A 23790-nucleotide genomic window follows, 5' to 3' on the forward strand; every position below is an offset into this window, starting at 1 on the left:
ATTTCACAGTCCGGGATTGCCTTTCGCTGGATCGGTCGCGATCTGAACAGATGGCGTCGGTCAGTGCATACCAACATAAAAACGCGCGCAAGTGGGCTTGCAGGCCGCATACTGACGGTTTAAACGAGCCATCGCACCCGTTTCACCAGTTGCGGGTGATTTCGGTGCCGCTGTAGCTCAGCTGGTAGAGCACGTCATTCGTAATGATGGGGTCGGGGGTTCGAGTCCCTTCAGCGGCACCAGTTGTCTTAGCAAATTGGTCTATCGCATTTTGACAAAAAACGCGGCCAGGAATGCCCTTGGCTTTCGCGTCATTGGAAGCAGAGAGTCTCGTCTGACCCGTCTTGGCGGGGTGCAAAAACTGCGGTGCTGGTCCGCCCGTCGGACAATACGCCCGTTGCCTGAACAGGTTCCAGAAAGGCGCCTTCTTCGATGCGTTCCGTTCGGTAGGATCCGGTGGTCATATCGGAACATTCGAACTTACCCGAGATGACACGAGACGCTCTGGCAGAAAACTTTCCGGAACACACGGCGTTTGAAGTCTGAAGGCAAAAATTGCCTCTGTAGGCGCCCGGAAGCCACAGGCGACGCCGTCAAAATCGCTCCCGTCAGACAGCTTGCCACTGATGGTATTGAAAGTGCCTGAATAGCTTACCTTTGTAACTGATTTCTCTTTACTTGATCCGTCGTCACAGGCGGCGGTTAATGAGAAAACCGCCAACATCACTATGGCAGTAGAAAAATGTCTTTGACCCATTGGGTATCCTATCAATGAATAAAATTTCGTATCGGTTTTCTAATTCTTTTGTTGGTCAATTTGTGACCAGTACACTTTACAGAGCGTGTATGAATGCGGTTCGGTTCGTCAACGATTTTGAAAGGGTGTGCCAACCCAAATTTCTTCCAACGGCAGCAACCCAATGAGTCCCGGTTCTCGTTGCGGTAAGAAAGGCTTGAGGCAATTTGGTTCTGCTCAGGCGCGCTTTTCCCCGATGGATGCCACGCCCAGAACGTCCAGAACCTTAGCTTCGATTTGCTCGGAATTCATACCGGCCACTGCATACATGTCCGCTGGGCTGGCCTGATCGATGAAGGTGTCGGGCAAGACCATCGAACGGTACTTCAACCCTTGATCAAAAACGCCTTCATCCGCCAAAAGCTGCGCGACATGGCTGCCAAAGCCGCCGATTGCACCTTCTTCAATGGTGATCAGCGCTTCGTGGTTGGCGGCCAGATCTAGGATCAACGCGCGGTCCAGCGGCTTGGCAAAGCGGGCATCGGCGATGGTTGGGGTTATGCCTTTGCCCGCGAGGGATTCTGCGGCTTTCTGCACCTCTGCTAACCGCGTTCCGAAAGACAGCAATGCCACGCGCGCGCCCTTCTGGATCATGCGGCCCTTGCCGATCTCAATCACGTCTCCGCGTTCCGGAAGGTCTACACCAACGCCTTCGCCGCGCGGATAACGGAAGGCGATGGGGCCTTTATCATATGCAACGGCTGTTGCCACCATATGCATCAGCTCGGCCTCGTCTGCGGCGGCCATGACGACCATGCCCGGCAGGTTGGCCAAATACGCAATATCGAACGACCCGGCATGGGTGGCACCGTCGGCGCCTACCAAGCCTGCGCGGTCAATGGCGAAGCGTACTGGCAAACGCTGGATCGCCACATCATGGACCACCTGATCGTAACCGCGCTGCAGGAAGGTCGAATACATGGTACAGAACGGTTTCATACCGCCAGCTGCAAGCGCGGCCGAGAACGTCACCCCATGCTGCTCGGCAATCGCAACATCGAAACAGCGCGACGGGTAGCGTTCTGCAAACAGGTTCAGACCGGTGCCGTCCGGCATGGCGGCGGTCACGGCGACGATCTTGTCATCGCGTGCGGCCTCTTCCACCAAAGTCTTGCCAAAGACTGACGTATAAGACGGCGCGTTGGACGGTGCCTTCTTCTGCTCGCCCGTCACCACGTCGAACTTTGCCGTTGCATGACCCTTGTCGCGGGCTTGCTCGGCAGGAGCATAGCCCTTGCCCTTTTTCGTCAGAACGTGGATCAGGATCGGGCCGGTCGCCCGCGCCTTGACGGTGCGCAGCACTGGCAACAACTGGTCCAGATCATGCCCGTCGATGGGGCCGACGTAAGAAAAGCCAAGCTCTTCGAACAACGTACCGCCGACGGCCATGCCTTTCAGCATTTCCTTGGCGCGTTTGGCGCCTTCGCGGAATGGCTCGGGCAGAAGCGAGACCGCGCCTTTTGCGGCAGCCTTCAGATCGTGGAACGGCTCTTCCGCGTAGATACGGGACAGATAATTGGACAAGGCGCCCACTGGTGGTGCAATGCTCATCTCATTGTCGTTCAGAATGACGATCAGACGTTTGCCGAGATGGCCCGCATTGTTCATCGCCTCAAATGCCATGCCTGCGGACATCGAACCGTCGCCGATCACGGCAATTGCGTCGCCCAGACCTTCAGGTGTGACACCACCCAGATCGCGGGCCACGGCAAAACCAAGTGCTGCACTGATCGAGGTGCTGGAATGTGCCGCGCCAAAGGGGTCATAGGGGCTTTCGCTGCGCTTAGTAAATCCGCTCAACCCGTCCTTCATCCGTAAGGTGCGGATACGGTCGCGGCGCTCGGTCAGGATCTTGTGGGGATAGCACTGATGACCGACGTCCCAGATGATCTTGTCGCGCGGCGTATCGAACACAGCGTGCAGCGCCGTTGTCAGTTCGACTACACCCAAACCAGCCCCGAGATGCCCGCCGGTGACGGATACGGCCGAGATCGTCTCGGCCCGCAATTCTTGCGCCACCTGATTCAACTGAGCGTCCGAGAACTGCTTGAGATCCGCGGGGCGGTTCACAAGGTCCAGCAAGGGCGTATTTGGTCGGTCAGACATGTGGCGCGTTCCTGGCTTAACTGTCCCGGGCAATAACGAAGCGGGCGGCGTCCTTCAAGGTTTCTGCTGACGCACCGTACCCGTCCAAAGCAGCACAGGCCGTTTCAACCAGCTCTGCCGCGCGGGTTTTGGCCGCCTCGAGACCCAGAAGCGAAACAAAGGTCGCCTTGCCCGCGTCTGCGTCTTTCTGCAGCCGTTTTCCGGCTTTTACGACATCACCCTCGACGTCCAGGATGTCATCAGCAATTTGAAAGGCAAGCCCAAGGGCCCGCGCATAGTCGCGCAGAGGGGCCGGATCAGCCTGCGCCAGCCGCGCACCTGCGCAGGCAGACCATTCGATCAGCGCGCCTGTCTTGCCCGCCTGCAAATGGGTGATTTGTTCCAGCGTCAAAGGCGTGGCCGCTGTTTCCGCGGCAATGTCCAGCGCCTGACCCAGAACCATGCCTTGTGCTCCGCTGGCCTGAGCCAGCGTCAGAGCCAGATCCGCACGCGTTTGAGCATCGCCTACTTCGGGCCGGGTACACAACTCGAACGCCAGGGTCTGCAAAGCGTCGCCGGCCAGAACGCCGATCCCTTCATTCCATTTCACGTGAACGGTGGGTCGCCCACGCCGCAGATCGTCATCATCCATGCAGGGCAGATCATCATGGACCAGAGAATAGGCGTGCAGCGCTTCGATCCCCGTGGCAGGCCAGATCGAGCGGCCCTCATCCACATCATGCAAACGCGCGCTTTCCTGCACCAGAAACCCGCGCAACCGTTTGCCGCCTTGTGTGGCATAGGCCATGGCTCGCGTTACGTTGATGTCTTCCAGCGCACCCAGAACCAGATCAAAGTGATCCTGAATGCGTGCCGCATCCTGCGCCAGTCTTTCGGGGAACATTTACTGACCTTCGACAGGCGTGGTCCCGGTGGGTTGCCCTGTGGCATCCAGAGTGATCGCGGCCACTTTCTCTTCAGCCCGCTTCAACTCGTCTTCGCACCGTTTCTTCAGGGCCGCTCCGCGCTCATAAAGCGCGATCGACTGATCCAACGCCACGTCGCCGCGTTCAAGCTGGCCCACAACGGCCTCAAGCTCTTTCATGGCCTGCTCGAATGTCATCTGCTCAACTGGGGTATCGGTCATCGTGCTGCCTTCATCAATTCTTCCACGTGGGCGCGTGTGGCCTCGGCCAATGCGTTCAGATCATACCCGCCTTCCAGAGTCGAGACGATACGGCCCTCACAAACCTCATCGGCAATCTTGCACAGCTCGGCTGTGATCCACGCAAAGTCGCCGGTGGACCAGTTCAGATTGGCAAGCGGGTCGTCCTGATGGGCATCGAATCCGGCGGAAATGATGATCAGGTCAGGGTTGAACGCCCGCAACCGCGGAAACGCCTGAGACACGTACGCTGCGCGCATCTCGGTGCCACCGCTGCCCGGTGCCAGGGGGATATTCAGAACCGTGTCGTGAACACCCGTCTCGTCCCTGCGACCTGAGCCGGGCCAGAGAGGCATCTGCTGGCTGGTGATCACCAGAGCGCGCGCTTCGTCCCACAGCAGATCCTGCGTTCCATTACCGTGATGGACGTCGAAATCGACGACGGCGACCCGGTTCAGCCCGTGATGGTCCAGCGCATGTTTCGCTGCCAGGGCGGCATTGCCAAACAGGCAAAACCCCATGGCTGTCTCGGTTTCTGCATGGTGTCCCGGTGGGCGAATGGCGCAGAACGCGTTCGACGCGTTGCCACTCAGCACCAGATCAACAGCCCGCACCACCGCACCTGCTGCACGATAGGCCGCATCGACCGAGCCCGGCGACATGAACGTATCCCCATCGATCTGTGCGAACCCGTCCGAAGGGCGTGTGGATCGAATATCGCGAACATAACCTTCCGGATGCACCCGCAACAGATCGTCATCAGCCGCCAGCGGAGCCGTCACACGTTTCAGGTCCATCCCCTCCAGGGCGTGCAATATATGCTCTAAGCGCGCCACCCGTTCTGGGTGGCCCTCAGGAGTGATATGGCCCAGACAATCGGCATGGGTCAGAAGGGCAGTTGTCATTGGAATCCCATCTTCATCTGGCTAAAAATATCCTCGCCGAAGGCCTGAACACGCCGCGTAGCGGCACATTCAATCCGGCGCCAGCATATAACCTGCGCCCCGCACGGTCTGCAAATAGCGTGGCTGCTTTGGGTCTTGTTCGATCTTGCGCCGCAGGCGCGTGATCTGAACGTCCACCGCGCGCTCCTGTGCCTGACCCTTGTCGCGCCCCAGATCCTCGACCAGCTTCGCGCGGCTGATCGGCTCGCCGGGCTGGGCCGAGAAAATCTTCATCAACTGGCTCTCTGTCGCGGTCAGCCGTACCGGATCTTCTTCCTGCCACATTTCACCCCGCTCAATGTCGTAGCGGATCGGGCCGAGGTAAAGGATCTTTGCCGCCGTTTCCTCGGCTGGAGTTTCTGGCATCCGGCGTAGAATCGCGTTGATCCGCAGCAACAGTTCCTTTGGCTCGAACGGTTTCGCCAGATAATCATCCGCCCCGACCTCAAGCCCCGCAATCCGGTGTTCGGTTTCCCCTTTGGCGGTCAATAGAAGGATGGGGGTGCTGTGTGTCTCACGAAGGGATTTTGTGAGGCTGACACCGTCTTCGCCTGGCATCATTACGTCCATGACAATCATGTCGAAATCCAGGCCCGACAAGACCCGCCGCGCATGGGCGGCATCCCGCGCTGCGGTGACCAAAAACCCGTTTCGCATCAGGAATTTCTTAAGCAGATCGCGAATGCGCTCGTCGTCGTCAACAATCAGCAGATGGGCATCCATATCGCTCATGAGGTCGTATCCCGAAGTTTCGTATAAGCATGACGCATATCAGCATCCATCATTGCTTCAAGCACTTTGCGGAAACCAGTCACGGCGTCGGGGCCGGCATCCTTGTAAGCGGCGCGCATTCTTGAGCGCTGAGCATCTGACAGCGTGGTTTCCAGCGCCTGTCCCTTTTCTGTAAGAAATAGGTGGCGTTCGCGTTTGTCCACCGTGCCCACGCGGCTTTCCACCAGACCATCTTCGATCAGGCTTCGTAAAACCCTGTTTAGAGACTGTTTTGTCACGCCAAGGATAGCTAACAAGTTGTTGACCGTAGTGCCCGGCGCGCGGTTGATGAAGTGGATCGCGCGGTGGTGGGCGCGACCATAGGCCAATTCCGCGAGGATACGATCAGGATCCGCGGTGAAGCCGCGATAGGCGAAGAACATGGCCTCGATCCCCTGTCGTAATTGTTCATCGGTCAAAAACAACAGGCTCTCGCCCCCATAACGCGGGGCCGGGCGGATGTCGGACATGGTACGCCTCATTCGTTACTAGGGGCCTAGTTTATGTCAGCGTTATTGACATTCCAAGAGTAGAGCGGTATCGAATCGCAGTTTTTGCGCAATATTATGTCCGCATCGGACTTAATCGGCGCAACAATCGCAAATTCAACCCGGTTCAGGAGGTTTCGCATGGCGGGGTATGATGATCGTGATGGCACCATTTGGTTGGATGGCAAGTTGGTGCCCTGGCGCGACGCCACTGTGCACATTCTGACCCACGCAATGCACTATGCATCGTCCGTATTTGAAGGCGAGCGCGCATACAACGGCAAGATCTTCAAAAGCCGCGAACATTCCGAGCGCCTGATTGCCTCGGCCGAGGCGCTGGACATGCCAATGCCCTATTCGATTGATGAAATCGAAGCAGCCAAGGAAGAAGTCCTGAAAGCCAGCGGTCTGCAAGACGCTTATATACGTGCCTTGGTCTGGCGCGGATCCGGCGAAGACATGGGTGTGGCCTCGGCCAAGAACCCGGTGCGCATGGCAGTCGCGGTCTGGCCTTGGGGGGCTTACTATGGCGATGCCAAGATGCAGGGCGCAAAGCTGGACATTGCCGAATGGAAACGCCCCAGCCCTGAAACCATCCCGGTTCACGCCAAGGCGGCAGGTCTTTACATGATTTGCACCATCTCGAAGCACAAGGCCGAAGCCAAGGGATGCTCGGACGCTTTGTTCATGGATTGGCGCGGATATGTGGCCGAGGCCACCGGCGCGAACGTGTTTTTCGTCAAAGATGACGAGGTTCACACGCCTCTGGCAGACTGTTTCCTGAATGGCATCACCCGACAGACCGTCATCCAGATGCTGAAAGACAAGGGCATCACAGTGCACGAACGCCGCATTAAGCCCGAGGAAATGGCTGACTTCGAACAATGCTGGCTGACCGGTACGGCTGCCGAAGTTACGCCTGTTGGGCAGATTGGTGAGTACACCTTCGAGGTCGGCGACCTGACACGCGACATCGCGGAAGACTACGAGAAACTGGTCCGTTCGTAAGCGTTCTACCCCCGCCAAGGCGGGGGTTTTGTTGCAGAACGTGCAAATTATCGTGCAATCCGTCCGGTGATCTGGACGAATTGCCCGAATCACGTATGTTCAGCGCATGTTGGATCTTCTCAGCGATATTCTCACCCGCCTGTCCTTGCGAGGCACGTTTTACTTCCGCACATCGTTCACACCACCCTTCGGCATTCAGGTGCCGGGGTTCGAAAACGTGGCCCGGTTTCATTTTGTGCAGCGTGGCGAGCTCAAGGTATACGTCTCTACCACAGGGGAAACCCTGCGGCTAAGGCAGGGGGACCTGATATTGATCCCACACGGCGCACCACACGCGTTGCTATGTGCCGAAATAAAGCCGCCGGATGCGTTGCCTCTGGAGCAGGTGTTGGAGATTGCGGGTTATACGGGCGACGGTGTGTTGGTTTATGGCGGTCATGATGAAGAACGGGATACGCAACTGATCTGCGGTCATTTCTCGTTCACTGGCCCAGCCGGACGAAAAGGCGCAGGGCACATGCTGATCGACCGCTTGCCGCCCTATATTCTGTTAGAAAACTATGGCGAAGAGGCCGGGTCGTGGATGGAATCGACCTTGCGTATGATTGGCTCTGAGGTTTCAGGCGCAAGGATTGGCGGGGATCTGATCGCTTTGAAACTGTCCGAAGTTCTGTTTGCTCAGGCAATCCGGGCCTATCTGGAACGTCAGAGCCCACAGGATTCCGCGTTGGCAGGATTTGCTGATCTGCGCATCTCGCGGGCCCTGACCGCATTCCACCAAGCCCCGGCCGAGGATTGGAGCGTTGCGTCTTTGGCACGAGAGGCCGGTATGTCGCGCACTGCCTTTGCTCAGCTTTTTGCCGAGAAGATGGGGACAACACCGATGCAGTACCTCACGGACTGGCGGATGCAGATCGCCTGCCACGGCCTGACCGAGGCGCGTTGGAACGTGGCGGATGCAGCGGCCGAGGTTGGGTATGCCTCTGAAGCCGCGTTTTCGCGCGTGTTCAAGAAACAGGTTGGGCTGTCACCGGCGGCGTACCGCGCCACGCATTAATACGCCGAGATTTCTGAACGATCTGCATGTTTTCTGATACGATCAGGAATGCAACGTTCGGATCAGGCTTCCTATTTTCTTTTCATCACTGATTGAGAAAAGGAAGCTCTTATGTCCCTGCGTTTCGTTACCCGCTCTGTCCACGCCTATCTGGATTACCCGGTTGCCATTGCACTGATGACGTTGCCGTTCCTGCTGGGGTTGGGTCAGTCCAACCCGTTGGCTCTGTGGCTTTCGGTTGTCACCGGCGTGGCCGCGTTTGTTCTCACAGTTCTCACAGATCACCACCTGGGTATTTGGCGTGTCCTGCCTTACAAGTTTCATCTGGCCGTAGACTTGATCGTCGGGATCACCTTCCTGTTTGCGCCCAGCGTTCTGGGTTTCTCAGGTTTAGATGCTGCATTCTATTGGCTGAACGGTGCGGCTGTGGTGCTGGTTATCTCGCTCAGCGCGCCCGAGCAGGAAGTCGCCGCCTGACGACGTTGTCCACACCTGTCATGGTATCATCATGATAGTGTCAAGAAACTGAGCCGCCGGTTTTACAAATCGGCGGCTCATATTGGTGCACCAATCGCGTGATCGAGGAATCGGTCATCAGACAGGAGAGCCCCACTATGACCAAGATCTTTCGCCCAAACCGCCGTTCTTTTCTGGCAGGCAGTACCGCCTTTGTCGCATCGCTGGCCGTGCCAGCCATCAGCCGTGCCGCATCGCGCCCCGTATTCACACACGGTGTTCAATCTGGCGATGTCGATACGACATCGGGCATGATCTGGACCCGCACTGATCGACCGTCTCGCGTGATGATGGAAGTTTCGACTACTGAAAGCTTTGCGGACGCCCGCAAACTCGCGCCGATGGATGCCATTCCGAACAGCGATTTTGCCATCAAGCGCCTGGTCGATGGCCTGCCGTCAGATCAGGACATATTTTACCGGTTCGTTGCCGCCGATCTGAGCGACATCAACGCCGTATCAGAGCCTATTATTGGGCAATTCCGCACCGCACCGACGTCACGCCGCAACGTTCGTTTTGCCTGGTCCGGTGACACGGCTGGGCAGGGATGGGGTATTGATGATGAAGGTATGCGCACTTACGCAACCATGGCACAGTACAAGCCTGACTTCTTCATTCACTCAGGCGACACCGTCTATGCTGATGGCCCTATGAATGATGAGGTCGAGAAGGACGGCCAGCTGATCTGGAAGAACTCGACCCTGATCGACGAGAAACGAAAAGTGGCCGAAACGCTGGACGAATTCCGCGCTCAGTGGAAATACAATATGATGGACGAACATGTGCGCGCCATGAACGCCCTTTGCCCGACCTTCTTCCAGTGGGATGACCATGAGGTTGTGAACAACTGGTCTGATGCAAAAGACCTGATTTCGGATGATCGGTACACCGAGAAGTCGGTGCATGTTCTGCAATCGCGCGCCGGGCGCGCCTTCCACGAAATGACACCGCTGCGCATCACGCCAGCAGAGCCCGGGCGTGTGTATCGCAAGATCTCATACGGGCCGATGCTGGACGTCTTCTTTCTGGACCTGCGCAGTTATCGCGGGCCTAACGGCCCCTCGATGGATGATGAAATCACAGAACAGTCCCGCATTCTGGGCGCCGAACAACTGGCATGGCTCAAGCAAGAGCTGGCGTCTTCGCAAGCGACTTGGAAGGTGATTGCCTCGGATATGCCAATTGGGCTGATCGTCTGGGACAATTGGAAAGAACAGGCCGGAGCAGAGGCGATCTCAAACGGTGATAGTGGACCGGCCAAGGGTCGCGAGTTGGAGATCGCTGATCTGCTGCGTTTCATCAAAACGGCTGGCGTCACCAACACGGTCTGGTTCACGGCGGATGTGCATTATACCGCTGCGCATTACTATGACCCTAACAAAGCTCAATTCCAGGATTTCGAACCGTTTTGGGAGTTTGTTTCGGGCCCGCTGCACGCGGGAACTTTTGGTCCAAACGCGCTGGATGGCACATTCGGCCCCGAGGTCAAATTCGTCAAAGCACCCGCCGACGGGCAGGGGGTAAACCTGCCGCCCAGTGAAGGTCTGCAGTTCTTTGGTCTGGTGGACATCGATGGCGCGACCGAGCAGATGACGGTTCGCCTGATGGACCGGGCAGATACCGAACTGTGGTCGGTTACGCTGGACCCGCAAAATCGCGCGCTCTGATTTCCGGTACGAACCTGTCTAGCACCCCGAGTTATTTTCGGGGTGTTTTATGACTTGAAGATTCCGACTAAAACAGTCAGGTTGCGGGCGGCGCCAGATGATGTACCATCAAGCTCAAAGTTTCGGGGTGGTTTGCAGGCTTAGCATGATCTTGGTGAGAGCCTGCCGCCGCTCAGGAAACGACTCTGTCTGATCAGAACGAGGTTAAAATGCGCGAGTCTCTAGATGAATTAATGGCACGCCATGACGCACTGGCTTCGTGTGGATGCACCTGTTGCGACAGTGACTATTGCGCCTATGTCGACCGCCAAAAGCCGCGCCGCGACAATGTCGAAGCGACGCCGCCTGAAAGATCAGAAGTTGGTGATCTTACCCCACGTGCCTCGCTTAGACAGATTCTTGAAACGACCCTGAGCCGCTTTGGCTGATTGACGTGCGCCCGAAGGCCTAAGTCAGATACAGATCAAAAGTCTACGCCGCGCTGTGCTTTGATCCCCGCCTGGAACGGGTGTTTTTCTTCGGTCATTTCAGTGACCAGATCAGCATAGTCTCGCAGCGCCTGCGGGGCATCACGACCAGTTAGGAACACACTGGTCTTGTCCGACCGCGCGTTCAGGCCGTCGATCACTTGTTCTACCGTCAGGTATTCATAGCGAAGGGCGATGTTGATCTCATCCAGTACAACCAGATCGTATTCGCCACTGGACATCAGGGCGCGCGCCTTGTCGAAAGCGGCGTTTGCGGCGGCGATGTCGCGCTCGCGATCCTGCGTGTCCCAGGTAAAACCTTCACCCATCGTGTGCCATGTGACCAGATCGCGTTCCTCAAAGAAGCGGCGCTCGCCTGTTTTCCACTTGCCTTTGATGAATTGTACCACGGCGACCTTCTGGCCCCAGCCCAGCGCACGGATAACCACGCCAAAGGCGGCCGAAGATTTGCCTTTGCCCTTGCCGGTGTTGATCAAAACCAGACCGCGACCGGGGTCAACCGCCTCGGACACTTTCTTGCGGTGCTTGGCTTGCACCTTCTGCATCTTTTCCTTGTGATCCTGCGTGTCGCTCATGGGGGAACCTCTTTGATTGTCCGGCCCAACCTAGGCGAAGATTACAAAAGGTAAAGTCACGCTTTGGGGTCCGTAACCGACCGGGCCTTGCCGCGCTCGAGCCCCAACTGGTGTTCGCGCCAGATCACAACGACATTGCCGGCGATCACCAATGCAGCCCCGATCAGGATTGCAAGCGTTGGAAGTTCGTCAAACCAGACATAGCCGATCACAATCGCAAACAGCATGGTCGCATAGTCATAAGGTGCCAGCATCGAAGCCTGACCAAAGCGGTAAGAGGACGTGACCAGAATCTGCGCAACCCCGCCGATCAGGCCCATCATGACCAGAATTAGAGCCTGATTCCACGTTGGCATTGACCATCCCCAGAACGCTGTCAGCGCCGACAGTAGCGTCGCGGTCATTGAGAAATAGAAGACAATTGCTGCAGGATGATCGACCTTGACCAATTGCCGGATATGGATCTGAACAAAAGCCCGGGCGATAGTAGCCCCCAAAACACACAGCGCGCCGACGGTGGCGGCGACCTCCATCTCGGTGCTGCCCAGGCGCGGCCAAATCATGATCAGGACCCCTAACAGGCCAAGAGCCACCGCGCCGATGCGGATCAGGCGAATCCGTTCTCCCAGCATCACAGCAGCCAGAATCAGGGTGAAGATTGGCGTGGCATAACCAATTGCCGTCACTTCGGGCAACGGCAGCAAGCTGAGGCCGGTGAAAGTAAGCCCCATGGCGCCGGTTCCCAGAACACCGCGCCAGAAATGGCCCATGGGTTTCTTGACCACAAAGCCTCTGGACAACTCTCCACGCGCGACGAGCCAAATAATGATGACAGGAATCGCAAACAGGGAACGAAAGAACACCAACTGGCCCGGAGGAAACTCGTCCGATAGCGCTTTGACCACAGCGGACATCGACGTGAAAAGGAACAGAGCGCCCAGTTTCAGCGTAACTGCCAGCAGAGGTCGATGCGATGTTAAGGGTTTTGTCATCGGCGCGAACCTGCGCCTTTGGCGGGCAAAGATCAACGGTTGGGTTTAGTCATTCACCCAGGATTGAGGCAGGGAATTGCCGATTTCTTCCGCGAATTCTTCGAGATAGCGGATCATACGCTCGGTGCGTTGTTCGGCAATCTGCCTTCCGGTCTCGGTCAGCATGTCACCGGGCAGGGACAGCAGCTTGACCTTCCAATGGTCGAGTGAGAAGTGCAGGTCGTCCAGAGACCGGTTTTGGGCAAAAGGATCTGTCGGATCATAAAGTGTGCGCCCCAAAGCACCGGAGACGGAAAAGTTACGGGCGATACCGATGGCACCCAAGGCGTCAAGCCGATCTGCATCGCGCAGAATGCGCGCTTCGGCCGTTTTTGGGATGATATTGGCCGAAAAGCTATGGGCTTCGATCGCGTGTTGGATGGCACGGATCTGGGTCGAATTATATCCTAGTTCCGCCAAAATAGGCTCTGATATCGCTGCGGATCTGCGAGAGGCCAGATGCCGGTCCGGATCGTCCTTTGGCAGATTTACAAGATCATGCAGATAACTTGCGGCCAGCAAAACCGACATATCGGTTTTTTCATCCGCGATGGCCTGCGCGTTGGTCCAAACACGATCCAGATGGGCCAGATCATGGGCCGGATCGGTCTCCATGCGGTGCGCGACCGCTGCCCGCAGGCGCGTGCGCAGATCAGCCGATCCGTCCACGGTTCTCTCCGATCTGGCCACGATGCAGCAGCAGGTGGTCGAGGATCACGCAGGCCATCATCGCCTCCCCCACTGGAACGGCTCGGATGCCAACGCAGGGGTCATGACGGCCTTTGGTAATGATCTCGGTTTCCTCGCCCGATTTCGTGATTGTCTTTCGTGTTGTCAGGATTGACGAGGTCGGCTTGACCGCAAAACGCACCACGATGTCTTGTCCGGTCGAGATACCGCCCAGAATGCCACCGGCGTGGTTCGAGCTGTATTGTGGACCATTCTGCCCCATGAAGATTTCATCCGCGTTGGCTTCGCCCGTCAGTTCAGCGGCAGCCATGCCTTCGCCAATCTCGACGCCCTTGACGGCGTTGATGGACATCATCGCGGCGGCCAGATCGGTGTCTAACTTGGCATATACTGGCGCACCGATCCCGGCAGGGACACCGCGCGCGACGACCTCGACCATGGCACCGACGGAGTTGCCGGACTTGCGCAGGTCGTCCAGATACGCGGCCCAATCTTCTGCGGCTGATGCGTCGGGCGTCCAGAACGGGTTCTGTTCGATCTGAGACCAGTCGAATTTAGCGCGATCAATCTTATGCGGTCCGATCTGGGTCATGTAACCCGAGATCTGCACGTTGGGCGCAATCTGCTTAATCGCTTCGCGTGCCAGTCCTCCAGCGGCGACACGTGACGCGGTTTCCCGCGCCGAACTGCGCCCGCCACCGCGATAGTCGCGGATGCCGTATTTCTGCCAGTAAGTGATATCGGCGTGGCCCGGACGAAACTTGTCCATAATATCACCGTAGTCTTTCGACCGTTGATCGGTGTTCTCGATCATCAGTTGGACGGGTGTGCCAGTAGTCTGGCCCTCAAACACGCCCGAGAGGATTTTCACCTGATCGGGTTCGCGCCGCTGAGTGGTGAACTTGTTTTGCCCCGGTTTGCGCTTGTCCAGCCAGTGCTGGATCATGGCTTCGTCGATTGCAACGCCCGGAGGGCACCCGTCGACCGTGGCGCCCAAAGCAGGGCCGTGGCTTTCACCCCAGGTGGTGACGCGGAAAAGATGTCCAAAGCTGTTCATCGACATGGGGTGTACTCCTTTGAGGGTTGTGATTAGCGGGCAAGGCCCCCGGCCTCAAGCGGATTTGGCCTTTGATGACGTGAACGCCGCCCGGTGGGCGGCGCATTTGAGTATTTTGGAAAAGATGAAGCTCAGGCGGCCTGCGCGACTTTCGCGCGGGTGTCTGCGATCATCAGCGCGGCCTGAGCCGCTTCGCGCCCTTTCTGAACGAAATGGTCGCGGTAAATGGCGTTGTGGTGGTCGGTCTCCTGATATTGATGCGGCGTCAGCGAGACGGACAGGACGGGTATACCCGTGTCCATTCCAGCGCGCATCAATCCATCGACGACGGCCTGTGCGACGAAATCGTGCCTGTAGATGCCGCCATCGACGACAAAAGCGGCACAGGCAACGGCTGCATATTTGCCGGTTTGGGCCAGGTCGCGGGCCAGCAGGGGCATTTCGAACGCGCCGGGGACATCGAAGACATCGACCTGCTCGGCGGGAATGAGCTCCAAAAACCCGTCCAACGCGCGGTCGACGATATCGGAATGCCAGTTGGCTTTGATGAAGGCATAGCGGGTGTGTGTCATCATGATCTCCTTTCAGTTTGGTGGCCTGCTGGCGGTCGCGAAAACCGATTCTCACTTTTCGCCGCCAGCACGGTATGACACGTCACCCAAGGCGATCACGGGCAAGCACGCCGCTGGGCGGCGCTACTCACACGTTCTCTTTCATCCGGACTGTAACCGTCGGCTCTGGCTTCTCACCAGATCTGCTGACACCCTTTGGTGCTTCTACAATTTATCCGAAAACCGGTTTCCACTTTTCGGATCGTAGACACTGCGGGGCCGCTCGCGGGCTTACGGATCATCGCCCGCATACCGCCGGTGGGGAATTTCGCCCCGCCCTGAGAACAAGTTGGACCTTGCATAGATCGGACCCTGTCTGCAACAGATTTGACAGGAGGACCACCATGCACCCGAACCCCGCCTTCCGCGCCGAGGACCGCGCGCGCCACATTGATTTTGCACGTGACCGAGGATTCGGCGTGCTGGCATTATCTGCGATTGGTGCCCCCCTGTTGAGCCACGTGCCGTTTCTTTTGTCAGATGATGGTCGGGTGGCCGAACTGCATCTTGTACGCTCAAATCCTATCGTGCGGGCGCTGCGCACGCCGAAAAACGTCAAGATCGCGGTGCAAGGACCAGATGGGTATATCTCGCCGGATTGGTATGAAGTGGAGGATCAGGTTCCGACCTGGAACTACGTGGCCGTGCATTTGACCGGGCAGCTGGAGCTGCGTCCGCAGGACGAGATGTTGGATCTTTTGAACAGGCAATCAGCTTTCTTTGAAGAGCGCCTGCTGCCTAAACCGCCATGGGGCACGGGCAAGATGTCAGACGAGGCTCTGACCAAGATGATGCGGATGATTGTGCCATGCCGAATGCAGGTCGAGGATATTCAGGGCACATGGAAGTTGAGCCAGAACAAGACCGATGATGTGCGCGCCCGGGCATCTGAACAGGTTGCGTCCTCGGGGATCGGGTCCGAACTGACGGCTCTGCAAGAGTTGATGCACAAGGCTTAGCCGTCGGTGAAGTGAAGTCTTTTGTTTTTGCGGACCTCCTGTAAGGTCGGCGCAAACAGGGAGTCTGCCGATGAAACTCTACCACAGTCTGACGTCGCCCTATGTGCGCAAAGTCATGGTTTTGCTGCATGAAACAGATCAGCTTGAAGATGTTGAGCTGGAGACGGTGGCTGGAACGCCGGTTGCACCGGCTGAGTCGCTGGTCAGCAAGGCGCCTTTGACCAAAGTTCCGGCGCTGGAACGCCCGGATGGCCCGACATTGTTCGATAGCCGCGTGATCTGCGCATTTCTGGATGCCCGTTCCGGCGGAAAGCTTTATCCTGAGAATGCTGGTCGTTGGGACGTTCTGACGCTCGAGGCGCTGGCCGATGGGATTCTGGATGCGGCCCTTTTGATGACTTACGAGGATCGTCTGCGCCCAGAAGACAAAAAGTGGGACGCCTGGATCGAGTCGCAGTGGGTCAAGATCGATCGTGCCTGCGCGGTTCTGAACCAGCGCTGGATGGCGCATTTGTCAGGCCCGCTGGATATGGGGCAGGTCGCTGTCGGCTGCGCGCTGGGCTATCTGGATCTGCGCCACGATGCGCGAGGTTGGCGCAAGGGCAATGAAGCGCTTGCAACCTGGTTTGCGGAATTTGGCGAGCTACCCAGCATGGTGGCCACCCGCCCACCGGGCTAAGGCATCCGCAGCCGCGCCTGCGTTACTGGCTGAACGTCGCCAGATACGCGGCGATATCTTCCGCACCCTTCTTGAGCTTGACGCTCATGTTTGGGCGGGCGGTATCGTCATCGAGGTAGTCCTTGATGAACCCGATCGGGTCTTTTGAGTAGGCCGCAATGTTTTCTTCGGTCCAGACCAAACCTTCTTCACCGGCGCGGATCATGTCATCGGTGAACATTCCAACAGGCAAGCGTTCACTGCCATAACGGTAGTCGTTCTCGGATCCGGCGACTCGCCCGATAACGCCATAGAGATTCGGCCCGGTGATTCCACCTTTGACCAGCACTTCTCCGTCCTTGATGATGGCATGGCACGAGGAGCAGCGGTTATACATCGCCTTTCCCTTTTCGGGATCACCTGCGGCAAGGGCCTGATTGGATAGGGTCAATGTAAACACAGCAGTGGCCAGGAGGGTATTTGACATGGGGGGTCTCCTTACTGGAGTTCGCGCGTTTTGCCTGCTGTCCTGTATTCGCGCAAAAAGTGCAACGAAGTAAAAGTGCACAATTTGCAATTTAAATCATCTATTTCGGGAATATGATTTTCCTGAAAACAATCCCGTTCCTGCCGGCTTGATTGTGAGCATCCAGCGCGCAAATCAGTGGTGCTCGAAATCAAAAATACACACCTGTTGGAACGTATTGAGGGCATACGCTGGCAATCGAATCAAGCTGGCCTGATTCGAGCTCACGAACAAAGTTGAGCGCGAGATTCACCAAAAAAACAGCTCCGGTAGCCATATGAAGCGGCACATGCGGCGTATTGCGCGTTTATGAACGCTGGACGAACACTATTCTCCCCGATAGTAAGCGCGTTTAAGACGCCGCTTTCACGCGGTGCGCGAGCTTTTTGCCCGTCCGCGGGCGCCAGACAACCGGAGATAACCTCGTGTCCCACGCAGAAGACCACGAAGGCACCCGCAGAGATTTCCTGTATTACGTCGCTGGCGGCGCAGGTGTCGTTGCGACGGGTGCAGCCGTATGGCCCCTGATCAACCAAATGAACCCGTCAGCAGACGTGCAGGCGCTGTCGTCGATCCGCACGGATGTAAGCGGGGTCGAGCCGGGTACACAGCTGACCGTTAAGTGGCTGGGCAAACCCGTCTTTATCCGCCACCGCACTGGTGCCGAGATTGCCGACGCGCAGCAGCAGGACGAGGAAGCCGTTGGCAACCTGCCTGATCCGCTGGCACGGAACTTCAACCTGAATCCGGATGCACCTGCAACTGACGCCAACCGCGTGATGCCTTCGCCCGAAGGCGAAGCGGCAGGTGCCTGGATCGTTCAGATGGGCGTATGTACGCACCTCGGTTGTGTGCCTCTGGGAGATGCTGGCGACTTTGGTGGCTGGTTCTGCCCCTGCCACGGTTCGCACTACGACCTTGCCGGTCGTATCCGTAAAGGCCCCGCGCCTGAGAACCTGCCTGTCCCGCCTGTTGAGTGGGTCGACGCAACAACCATCAAACTCGGCTAAGGGAGACCCAGTTTATGTCCGGAATTCCCCACGATCACTACGAGCCGAAGTCAAACGGCGAGAAGTGGCTGAACAGCCGTCTGCCGATCGTCGGCCTGCTGTATGACACCCTGATGATCCCAACCCCCAAGAACCTGAACTGGTGGTGGATCTGGGGCATCGTCCTGGCCTTCTGCCTGGCGCTGCAAATCGTCACCGGTATCGTTCTGGTGATGCACTATACCCCACATGTCGATCTGGCCTTCGCCAGCATTGAGCACATCATGCGCAACGTGAATGGCGGCTATATGCTGCGCTACATTCACATGAATGGCGCGTCGCTGTTCTTTGTTGCGGTCTACATCCATATCTTCCGTGGCCTGTTCTACGGTTCGTACAAAGCCCCGCGTGAGATCACGTGGATCATCGGTATGCTGATCTATCTGATGATGATGGGCACTGCCTTCATGGGCTACGTTCTGCCCTGGGGTCAGATGTCCTTCTGGGGTGCGACTGTTATCACCGGCCTGTTTGGTGCGATCCCGTTTGTGGGCGAAGCGATCCAGACCTGGCTGCTGGGCGGACCCGCCGTGGACAATGCCACGCTGAACCGCTTCTTCTCGCTGCACTACCTGCTGCCTTTCGTTATCGCGGCGCTGGTGATCGTGCACATCTGGGCCTTCCACACCACCGGCAACAACAACCCGACAGGTGTTGAGGTTCGCCGTGGCTCGAAAGCCGAGGCCGAGAAAGACACGCTGCCGTTCTGGCCATATTTCGTGATCAAGGACCTGTTCGCGCTGGCCGTTATCCTGGTCGTGTTCTGGGCCATCGTCGGCTACATGCCGAACTATCTGGGCCACCCGGATAACTACATCGAAGCCAACCCGTTGGTCACACCGGCGCATATCGTGCCCGAATGGTACTTCCTGCCGTTCTACGCGATCCTGCGGGCCTTCACCGGTGAGGTCTGGGTTGTTCAGTTCGCCAGCTTCATCACCGGCGGCATCGTCGACGCCAAGTTCTTTGGTGTGATCGCGATGTTCGGTGCGATCCTGGCCATGGCGCTGGCGCCCTGGCTGGACACCTCGAGCGTGCGTTCGGGCAAGTACCGTCCGATGTTCAAATGGTGGTTCTACCTGCTGATCATCGACTTCTTTGCCCTGATGTGGCTGGGTGCGATGCCTGCGGAAGAGCCCTATGCGACCTTCTCGCTGATCGCGTCCGCCTACTGGTTCGCCTATTTCTTCGTGATCCTGCCGATCCTCGGTGTGATCGAGAAGCCTCTGGCACAGCCGGAGACGATCGAAGAAGACTTCAACGCGCATTATGGCAAGGCTGGCGCCGACGCCACGCCGGCCGAGTAAGAAGAGGGACCGGAAACATGTTCAAGAAACTTGCAATCGGCGCCGCGTTTGCTCTGGCCCTGACCCCTGCTGCATCCATTGCGGCAGGCGGCGGTGAGCAGCATATCGAAGATTTCGCCTTCTCGTTCGAAGGCCCCTTCGGTACCTGGGATCAACATCAGCTGCAGCGCGGCCTGCAGATCTATACCGAGGTCTGTGCCGCCTGCCATGGCCTGCAATATGTACCTCTGCGCGATCTGACAGCGCTGGGCTATTCAGAAGAAGAAGTTATCGCTTATGCAGCGGAAAACTTCGAAGTGTTCGACCCTGAGCTGGACGACTTCCGCCCGGCAATCCCGACAGACCATTTCCCGGCCAATACCGGTGTTGGCGCACCGGACCTGAGCCTGATGGCCAAGGCCCGCGCGGGCTTCCACGGGCCTTACGGTCTGGGCATCAATCAACTGGTAAAAGGCATGGGCGGTGCCGAATACATCGCCTCGCTGCTGGACGGCTACACCGGTGAAGAGAAAGAAGAGGCAGGCTCTGTCCTCTACGAAAACAAAGCCTTCCCCGGGGGGTGGATTTCGATGGCACCGCCGCTATCGGACGAACAGGTCGACTTTGCTGACGGACATTCGAACTCTGTCGAACACATGTCGGAAGACGTCTCAGCCTTCCTGATGTGGGCGGCCGAGCCGAAGATGATGGAGCGCAAGAACGCTGGCTTTGTTGGCGTGATTTTCCTGACCGTTCTTTCGGTGCTGCTCTATCTGGTTAACAAGCGCCTTTGGGCACCGCATAAAGGCAAGCTTCGCAAAGAAGATTGATCTTTTCGGGATACTGAAATCAAAACCCCCGCGCCGTCAGGTTGCGGGGGTTTTCCTTTTTCTGGTCGTATAAAAGGGGCCAGCCCTTTCTTGGCCTTCGGCCAATTCATCCCCGAGATATTTTTGGCCAGATGAAGGGCGGATCAGGCTGTAAGCTGGGTTGCGGTCTGTCCGGTGATTGCCGTGATTACGATCTGACCTTCGGGCTGAGGCGTGTCGAAGATTACTTCGGTGAATTGCTCGGTCCGGCCCATATGAGGGTTTTCCATCAGGATGTGATGGGTCTTGCCGAACTGTTCCGACAGGTGCCTGGATACCTGAGCGTCTCCGGCCGCGCGTAGTCGGGCGGCGCGGTCTTTGATGACCGTTCCATTTATCTGCTGTGGGATCCGCGCAGCTGGTGTGCCGTCGCGTTTGGAATACGGGAATACGTGCAGCCATGTCAGGTCACAATCATTGACCAGCCTGAGCGAGTTTTCGAAATGCGCTTCGGTCTCTGTTGGAAAGCCCGCGATGATATCCGCACCGAAGGTCATATCAGGGCGCAGTTTCCGCGCGTCTTCAGTAAATCGGATGGCATCATCGCGCAGGTGGCGGCGTTTCATCCGCTTTAGGATCAGGTCATCCCCGTGTTGCAGCGACAGATGCAGGTGCGGCATCAGGCGTGGCTCGGTCGCTATAGCCTGCATCAAGTTCTCGTCGACCTCGATTGAGTCGATCGAACTGATCCGCAGGCGTGGCAAATCTGGCACCAGCTTGAGAATGCGCATCACCAGATCGCCCAGTTTGGGTTGAGCGGGCAGATCCGCACCCCAAGAGGTCAGGTCAACGCCGGTCAAAACCACCTCGTTATATCCCTTGTCCACCAGCCTCTTGATCTGATCCACCACAACACCTGCGGGCACACTGCGCGAGTTGCCCCGGCCGTAGGGAATGATGCAAAAGGTACAGCGGTGGTCACAGCCGTTTTGGACCTGCACATAGGCACGTGAACGTGTGCCAAAGCCGTCGATCAGGTGGCCGGCCGTTTCGGTGACTGACATGATATCGTCGACCTGAACCGCCTCGGTCTCGCCAATGAAATCGGCTGCCATACCTTTCCAGGTGTCGGGCTGCATCTTCTCGGTATTGCCGATGACCGCATCGACCTCGTCCATTTGGGCAAAGGTCTCGGGTTCCGTTTGGGCGGCGCAGCCCGTGACGATCAGACGGGCGTGGGGGTTTTCGCGCCGCAGCTTGCGAATCTCTTGCCGGGCTTTGCGAACAGCCTCGGCTGTAACCGCGCATGTGTTCACCACCACAGCGTCCGTCAGACCCGCCTGCTGCGACAGTTCTTTCATCGCCTCGGTCTCATAGGCGTTCAGGCGGCAGCCCAGAGTGGTAAACTTGGGCGGGTTCATCCCATCGACCTCAAAAATTCCGATGTCAGCGTGCCCGAAAAGACATGGGCTGTTGGCCCGGTCATCCAGACTCCGTCCTCGCGCCAGTCGATCCAGAGAGTACCGCCGTCCAGGTCGATCTGAACTTTACGACCGGTTAGCCCGCGCCGTGCCGCGGCGACGGCTGTTGCACAAGACGAAGAGCCGGAGGCTAGGGTGATGCCTACTCCGCGCTCCCACACCCGCATTCGGATGCGGTCCGGCCCTGTAATCTGCGCCACCTGCACATTGGTCCTTTCAGGATAGAGGGGATGGTATTCATAGCGCGCGCCGAACTCCGCCAGCGGGATCGCCTCGGCGTTTTCGACGAAGAATGTGCAATGGGGGTTGCCCATGCCGGTTGCCGTTGGCGCCCATTCTATCGGCAGTTCCAACGTATCCATCTGTTCAGCCAATGGGATTTCGTCCCATTTCAGCTGGGGCGATCCCATGTTGACCGATGTCAGCCCTTCGCCCTCATCTTTCGCGTAGAGCGTTCCACGTTCGGTGGTCAAAGTTACCACCCCACTTCCGGTCTCATCCATTAGAAACCGCGCGATGCAGCGTGTGGCATTGCCACAGGCGGCCGAGGTCGATCCATCGGAATTGTAGAAGACCAGATGCGCGTCCGCTTTGCCATTTTCGATTACGGCCAGTTGGTCGAAACCCACACCAAAGTGTCGATGCCCGATTCCCTTTGCGAGAGCCGGGGTGATCTGGAAATCGCGGCCGCGCGCGTCCACGATGACAAAGTCATTTCCCAACCCATGCATCTTCATGAAGGGCAAACCGGTATCGAGTCTCTGTTGCATAGCGGCGATATAACCCCGGTCAGAACATGAATCCACCCTGTTGCGCAGAATCCTGAAAAAAGGGGTTGACCCCCCTGCGACACCTGCCTAATTAGGCCGCCTATCGGGTCGCCGGAAACACAAGATGTGATGGTGAAGCGAGGCGTAAAATAAGGGCTTGAACCTGATCAGGGAATTGCCTTAAAGAGCGCCACGGATCTAAAAGATCCAGCAAAAGAGTGGGCCGTTAGCTCAGTTGGTAGAGCAACTGACTTTTAATCAGTGGGTCGCAGGTTCGAATCCTGCACGGCTCACCACTTTTTTCAATTAAAGTAAACACTTAACCACTTCAGCACGCTCCTGAGAAGTATAGTAGGTACATACTATTCCGAAAAACGTGCTGAGTGATTTTGTTGGGTCAGTCAGAGTTTAGGTATTCCCGTGCTTTTGCCGCAACTGGCCGGTTTGCAAACTTTGCGTATTTCTGAGTTTGCTGGACTGTTGCGTGACCTAGAAGATGCGAAACCTCTTCCAATCTCATACCCTTGTTCAACATGCGGGTGGCATATGTGTCGCGGCAGGAATGGATTGTTGCCTTGCCTTTGTCTATTCCCTCTCGCTGCCGCTCCAACATCATCTCCCGTTCGAATTGAGAGATGGACCCAAGGACATTCAGCATAAGCTTCCCTGTAGCTGAGGAAGTATCAAGGGACATGTCGAGTACTCTCAGTGCGATGCCTCTCTTGGTTAGCTCATCCACGATCTCTCCCAGATGTCTGACTGAACGAGCAAGGCGGTCAAGCTTGGTGACTATGAGGACATCTCCTTCTCTGCAGAAGCTGAGAGCTTCACTGAGCGTCTCTCTACGTGCAACAGAGGAGACTTGTTCGGAGTAAATTTTCTCGCATCCAACTTCTGAGAGTTTCTTCTGTTGGGCTTCCAGTCCTGCTTGTTGTTCCAGTGTAGATGTTCTTGCGTATCCAATGATCATGGTGGTGATCTCCTTTAGGTTCCTAGACGTTGAGGCAATTGCTTGCCAAAAGCCGGGATCGACTTCATTGCCACCATTTCCGCCACCCTCGGCAGATGGACACAAAACCTTGGCCTATTGGCAGAGTTTTCAGCTGGAATCTAAGGGGTGGGGGGTTTTGGAAACCGACTTCAAAAAGGAGGGGGATTATTGTTCTTATTATTGCGGCTGAAAAAATCGCTTGGTTGTCCCGTTAAGAGACTTCTGCATACTCTAAGCTAGGCTCAGGACTCATAGCCAATAGATGACGAGTGCGGCGAGTGCGATGGCTGACAGGAAGACTTTCGGGCATCT

Annotated in this window: 25 protein-coding genes, 2 tRNA genes and 1 riboswitch; of the genes, 12 read left to right on the forward strand and 15 right to left on the reverse strand. The window is 57.2% G+C overall.

The annotated features are described in order from the left end of the window. Positions 1-166 precede the first annotated feature (166 nt). Positions 167-242 (forward strand) — tRNA-Thr (locus AC2FJZ_RS20600). Between the two features lie 731 nt (positions 243-973). On the opposite strand, the gene dxs is transcribed toward AC2FJZ_RS20600, so the two are convergent. From dxs to AC2FJZ_RS20630, 6 genes are all read right to left on the reverse strand, one after another. Beyond that, entirely contained in the window at positions 974-2902 is a 1929-nt protein-coding gene (gene dxs, locus AC2FJZ_RS20605; RefSeq protein ID WP_050604534.1) for a 1-deoxy-D-xylulose-5-phosphate synthase, read from the reverse strand. 16 nt (positions 2903-2918) lie between these two features. Further along, the gene (locus tag AC2FJZ_RS20610) at positions 2919-3785 is read right to left on the reverse strand and encodes a polyprenyl synthetase family protein (RefSeq protein ID WP_496779988.1); all 867 of its coding nucleotides are present in this window, start codon (positions 3783-3785) and stop codon (positions 2919-2921) included. Next, entirely contained in the window at positions 3786-4028 is a 243-nt protein-coding gene (locus tag AC2FJZ_RS20615; protein WP_050604532.1) for an exodeoxyribonuclease VII small subunit, read from the reverse strand. Further along, complete coding sequence (locus AC2FJZ_RS20620) at positions 4025-4951, reverse strand: histone deacetylase family protein (RefSeq protein WP_496779990.1); 927 nt, start codon at positions 4949-4951, stop codon at positions 4025-4027. Before AC2FJZ_RS20620 ends, AC2FJZ_RS20615 begins: the two co-directional genes overlap by 4 nt. A gap of 69 nt (positions 4952-5020) precedes the next feature. Then, positions 5021-5722 carry a response regulator gene (locus AC2FJZ_RS20625; RefSeq protein WP_050604530.1) on the reverse strand — a complete coding sequence of 234 codons (702 nt, stop codon included), beginning with the start codon at positions 5720-5722 and terminating at the stop codon, positions 5021-5023. After that, positions 5719-6231 carry a MarR family winged helix-turn-helix transcriptional regulator gene (locus AC2FJZ_RS20630; RefSeq protein WP_050604529.1) on the reverse strand — a complete coding sequence of 171 codons (513 nt, stop codon included), beginning with the start codon at positions 6229-6231 and terminating at the stop codon, positions 5719-5721. The genes AC2FJZ_RS20625 and AC2FJZ_RS20630 overlap by 4 nt, the downstream gene beginning before the upstream one ends. Positions 6232-6390: 159 nt before the next feature. On the opposite strand from AC2FJZ_RS20630, the gene AC2FJZ_RS20635 reads away from it, so the two are divergent. The 5 genes from AC2FJZ_RS20635 (at position 6391) to AC2FJZ_RS20655 (ending at position 10925) form a co-directional block, all read left to right on the forward strand. Further along, a complete protein-coding gene (locus tag AC2FJZ_RS20635; protein WP_050604528.1) occupies positions 6391-7257 on the forward strand; it encodes a branched-chain amino acid aminotransferase in 867 nt (288 codons plus the stop codon). A 106-nt stretch (positions 7258-7363) separates the two neighbouring features. Then, on the forward strand, positions 7364-8314 hold the full coding sequence (locus AC2FJZ_RS20640) for an AraC family transcriptional regulator (RefSeq protein WP_496779993.1): 951 nt from the start codon (positions 7364-7366) through the stop codon (positions 8312-8314). A gap of 111 nt (positions 8315-8425) precedes the next feature. After that, positions 8426-8791 carry an SPW repeat domain-containing protein gene (locus AC2FJZ_RS20645; protein WP_050604526.1) on the forward strand — a complete coding sequence of 122 codons (366 nt, stop codon included), beginning with the start codon at positions 8426-8428 and terminating at the stop codon, positions 8789-8791. Positions 8792-8928: 137 nt separating this feature from the next. Then, complete coding sequence (locus AC2FJZ_RS20650; RefSeq protein ID WP_496670138.1) at positions 8929-10497, forward strand: alkaline phosphatase D family protein; 1569 nt, start codon at positions 8929-8931, stop codon at positions 10495-10497. A 209-nt stretch (positions 10498-10706) separates the two neighbouring features. Continuing rightward, positions 10707-10925 carry a hypothetical protein gene (locus tag AC2FJZ_RS20655; RefSeq protein ID WP_157054211.1) on the forward strand — a complete coding sequence of 73 codons (219 nt, stop codon included), beginning with the start codon at positions 10707-10709 and terminating at the stop codon, positions 10923-10925. A 35-nt stretch (positions 10926-10960) separates the two neighbouring features. Here AC2FJZ_RS20655 and cobO read toward each other — a convergent pair whose 3' ends face one another. The 5 genes from cobO to AC2FJZ_RS20680 form a co-directional block, all read right to left on the reverse strand. Beyond that, entirely contained in the window at positions 10961-11560 is a 600-nt protein-coding gene (gene cobO / locus AC2FJZ_RS20660; RefSeq protein ID WP_050604523.1) for a cob(I)yrinic acid a,c-diamide adenosyltransferase, read from the reverse strand. A gap of 56 nt (positions 11561-11616) precedes the next feature. Next, complete coding sequence (locus AC2FJZ_RS20665) at positions 11617-12552, reverse strand: DMT family transporter (protein WP_496779996.1); 936 nt, start codon at positions 12550-12552, stop codon at positions 11617-11619. A gap of 45 nt (positions 12553-12597) precedes the next feature. Next, a complete protein-coding gene (locus tag AC2FJZ_RS20670) occupies positions 12598-13260 on the reverse strand; it encodes an HD domain-containing protein (protein ID WP_496779997.1) in 663 nt (220 codons plus the stop codon). Next, complete coding sequence (gene aroC, locus AC2FJZ_RS20675) at positions 13244-14344, reverse strand: chorismate synthase (protein WP_496779999.1); 1101 nt, start codon at positions 14342-14344, stop codon at positions 13244-13246. Before aroC ends, AC2FJZ_RS20670 begins: the two co-directional genes overlap by 17 nt. Before the next feature lie 125 nt (positions 14345-14469). Beyond that, positions 14470-14910: a 6,7-dimethyl-8-ribityllumazine synthase gene (locus AC2FJZ_RS20680; protein ID WP_496780001.1), complete on the reverse strand. Its 441-nt coding sequence runs from the start codon at positions 14908-14910 to the stop codon at positions 14470-14472. Positions 14911-15039: 129 nt separating this feature from the next. Then, positions 15040-15239: riboswitch (FMN riboswitch) on the reverse strand. 54 nt (positions 15240-15293) lie between these two features. Here AC2FJZ_RS20680 and AC2FJZ_RS20685 point away from each other — a divergent pair. Both AC2FJZ_RS20685 and AC2FJZ_RS20690 read left to right on the forward strand, forming a co-directional pair. Continuing rightward, positions 15294-15908 carry an FMN-binding negative transcriptional regulator gene (locus AC2FJZ_RS20685; protein WP_496780003.1) on the forward strand — a complete coding sequence of 205 codons (615 nt, stop codon included), beginning with the start codon at positions 15294-15296 and terminating at the stop codon, positions 15906-15908. 70 nt (positions 15909-15978) lie between these two features. Then, complete coding sequence (locus AC2FJZ_RS20690; protein ID WP_496780005.1) at positions 15979-16587, forward strand: glutathione S-transferase; 609 nt, start codon at positions 15979-15981, stop codon at positions 16585-16587. A gap of 22 nt (positions 16588-16609) precedes the next feature. Here the strand turns inward: AC2FJZ_RS20690 and AC2FJZ_RS20695 are convergent, their stop codons facing one another. Next, positions 16610-17053, reverse strand: coding sequence for a c-type cytochrome (locus AC2FJZ_RS20695; protein WP_496780007.1), 444 nt, complete (start codon positions 17051-17053; stop codon positions 16610-16612). A 464-nt stretch (positions 17054-17517) separates the two neighbouring features. Here AC2FJZ_RS20695 and petA point away from each other — a divergent pair, with 464 nt between their 5' ends. Genes petA through AC2FJZ_RS20710 form a run of 3 tightly spaced genes read left to right on the forward strand, consistent with a single transcriptional unit; the run spans position 17518 to position 20257 of the window. Beyond that, positions 17518-18102 (forward strand): ubiquinol-cytochrome c reductase iron-sulfur subunit, encoded by a 585-nt coding sequence (gene petA, locus AC2FJZ_RS20700; RefSeq protein WP_050604515.1) that lies wholly within the window; start codon positions 17518-17520, stop codon positions 18100-18102. Positions 18103-18116: 14 nt separating this feature from the next. Continuing rightward, the gene (gene petB / locus AC2FJZ_RS20705) at positions 18117-19448 is read left to right on the forward strand and encodes a cytochrome b (protein WP_496780009.1); all 1332 of its coding nucleotides are present in this window, start codon (positions 18117-18119) and stop codon (positions 19446-19448) included. A 17-nt stretch (positions 19449-19465) separates the two neighbouring features. Further along, positions 19466-20257 carry a cytochrome c1 gene (locus AC2FJZ_RS20710; RefSeq protein WP_050604513.1) on the forward strand — a complete coding sequence of 264 codons (792 nt, stop codon included), beginning with the start codon at positions 19466-19468 and terminating at the stop codon, positions 20255-20257. Between the two features lie 143 nt (positions 20258-20400). On the opposite strand, the gene mtaB is transcribed toward AC2FJZ_RS20710, so the two are convergent. Then, positions 20401-21657, reverse strand: coding sequence for a tRNA (N(6)-L-threonylcarbamoyladenosine(37)-C(2))-methylthiotransferase MtaB (gene mtaB, locus AC2FJZ_RS20715; protein ID WP_496780011.1), 1257 nt, complete (start codon positions 21655-21657; stop codon positions 20401-20403). Beyond that, entirely contained in the window at positions 21654-22487 is an 834-nt protein-coding gene (gene dapF, locus AC2FJZ_RS20720; RefSeq protein WP_496780013.1) for a diaminopimelate epimerase, read from the reverse strand. Before dapF ends, mtaB begins: the two co-directional genes overlap by 4 nt. Positions 22488-22707: 220 nt before the next feature. On the opposite strand from dapF, the gene AC2FJZ_RS20725 reads away from it, so the two are divergent. Next, positions 22708-22783 (forward strand) — tRNA-Lys (locus AC2FJZ_RS20725). Positions 22784-22884: 101 nt separating this feature from the next. Here the strand turns inward: AC2FJZ_RS20725 and AC2FJZ_RS20730 are convergent. Next, positions 22885-23457 carry a recombinase family protein gene (locus tag AC2FJZ_RS20730; RefSeq protein WP_496780015.1) on the reverse strand — a complete coding sequence of 191 codons (573 nt, stop codon included), beginning with the start codon at positions 23455-23457 and terminating at the stop codon, positions 22885-22887. Positions 23458-23790 lie beyond the last annotated feature (333 nt).

Source organism: Ruegeria sp. CDSA079, assembly GCF_059612245.1.